Raw genomic sequence first — 230 nt, forward strand, 5'->3', positions numbered from 1 at the left:
TGGTGGCGAGATTATCTGCTACGTAGCTTAATTCGGGAGGAAAGAATGTCTCGTGTGGCAAAAGCACCCGTCGTCATTCCTGCCGGCGTAGAGGTTAAAACTCAACGGTCAGGTAATTACGATTAAGGGTAAAAAACGGCGAGCTAACTCGTACTATCCATAATGCAGTTGAAATTCAACATGCTGACAACCAATTAACTTTCGCTCCACGCGATGGTTTTGCTGATGCA

The 230-nt window shown here is 45.7% G+C and carries 1 pseudogene; it reads left to right on the forward strand.

From position 1 onward, the window contains the following. Positions 1 to 45 precede the first annotated feature (45 nt). Positions 46 to 230 (forward strand): annotated as a pseudogene (gene rplF / locus BHE89_RS03290) (50S ribosomal protein L6); the annotation flags it as partial.

The sequence above is a fragment of the Shigella sp. FC1967 genome (assembly GCF_001743005.1).
GTDB lineage: Bacteria > Pseudomonadota > Gammaproteobacteria > Enterobacterales > Enterobacteriaceae > Proteus.